Origin of the sequence: Spartinivicinus poritis (assembly GCF_028858535.1) — a bacterium.
In the GTDB taxonomy this organism is placed as follows: domain Bacteria; phylum Pseudomonadota; class Gammaproteobacteria; order Pseudomonadales; family Zooshikellaceae; genus Spartinivicinus; species Spartinivicinus poritis.
The window spans coordinates 1-1,399 of the sequence record NZ_JAPMOU010000153.1 but is presented as its reverse complement, the minus strand read 5'-3'; the positions used below and the strand labels follow the sequence as shown (position 1 = coordinate 1,399).

Genomic DNA, 1,399 nt, shown 5'->3' with positions numbered 1-1,399 from the left:
GTGCGACATGAAGTCGCATAAAGTCGTTGTTCTCCGACTTACGAGAGAACCATCTGTATCACCAGATGACCCTAGGGTCCTGAATAAAGCAGCGGGCCTGACAACGTAACAAAGCATTTTGCGGGATGCAAATCGTGAGACAAGCATCCTCCTGATAACCACAATTGGGTAAGTGCTAGGGAGCCAGTATGGCGAACGCAAGTGAATCTACTAACGAATCGTCAAGCTTGAAACAGCGAAAGTGGTTAATACGCTGTAGCCAAAATGGCACTGGGGTAAGGTAGGAGAATGTTACGCTGTCTCCTCGTGATCTGAAATGCCCCCGTTTTAAAGTAGGCGCCTAACCTGGCATATACGACTTATGCGGAACATGGTAAGCCCGTATCGCTCCCTCTGGGAAAGTAGATCGTGAGGTCTACCGAAGGCGGTGCGGGTATGGGATGTTGGAAAAAGCGAATGCAGTGCTGTAATAGTGCTGATACAGGTTTAAACGTCACCTGTCGTGAAAACGGGCTGACTTCCGACTGGTCTCTCTTTGCAAGAGAGTTTGTAGAACTTTAGTTAATTGAGGAAAAGCAAATGACGGGTTACGTTAAACAGCCTGGTGCATCCTCAGCATTGCCAAAGTGGGATGCCATTAATTGGCAAGCTGCGGAAAAGCATGTACTAAGGCTGCAAATGCGTATTGCAAAGGCTACAAGGGAAGGAAAACATGGCAAAGCAAAAGCATTGCAATGGATTCTAACCCACTCGTTCTATGGGAAATTACTCGCTATAAAACGAGTATCTCAAAATAAAGGAAGCAAGACATCTGGTGTGGATGGGATTATCTGGAACACCGATAAGAAGAAAATAACAGCCATTAAGTTACTCAAAAGACGGGGTTATCAACCCCAGCCATTGAGAAGGATTTATATCCCCAAAAAGAACGGGAAACAACGCCCTTTAGGGATTCCGTGCATGGTCGACAAAGCTCAACAAGCACTACACCTGTTGGCTTTAGAACCCATATCAGAAACAGTAGCAGACACAAATGCGTACGGGTTTAGGCCCAGGCGCAGTACTGCGGATGCCATTAAGCAATGTTTTAACTCATTATGTAGGAAAACATCAGCACAATGGGTACTTGAGGGAGATATAAAGGCATGTTTTGATAACATTGGTCACCAATGGCTAATCGATAATATTCCTATGGATACCATTATCCTGAGTAAATGGCTAAAAGCTGGTTATATTGACAAAGGTTTATTTTACCAAACCGATGCAGGTACTCCTCAAGGAGGAATTATTTCTCCCACGCTTATGTTGTTGACCTTGAGCGGACTGGAAAAGCAAGTTAAACAAGCTGCTCCGAAGAAAGCTGACAAAATCAACTTTATTTCCTATGCAGATGATTTTG

At 44.5% G+C, this 1,399-nt stretch carries 2 protein-coding genes; both read left to right on the top strand.

What is annotated here, in order from left to right; all coding sequences use genetic code 11:
* Positions 1 to 408 precede the first annotated feature (408 nt).
* Complete coding sequence (locus ORQ98_RS29455) at positions 409 to 561, top strand: hypothetical protein (RefSeq protein WP_274692398.1); 153 nt, start codon at positions 409 to 411, stop codon at positions 559 to 561.
* Positions 562 to 579: 18 nt separating this feature from the next.
* The coding region (locus ORQ98_RS29450) for a reverse transcriptase N-terminal domain-containing protein (protein ID WP_274692397.1) at positions 580 to 1,399 on the top strand (820 nt) is incomplete at its 3' end.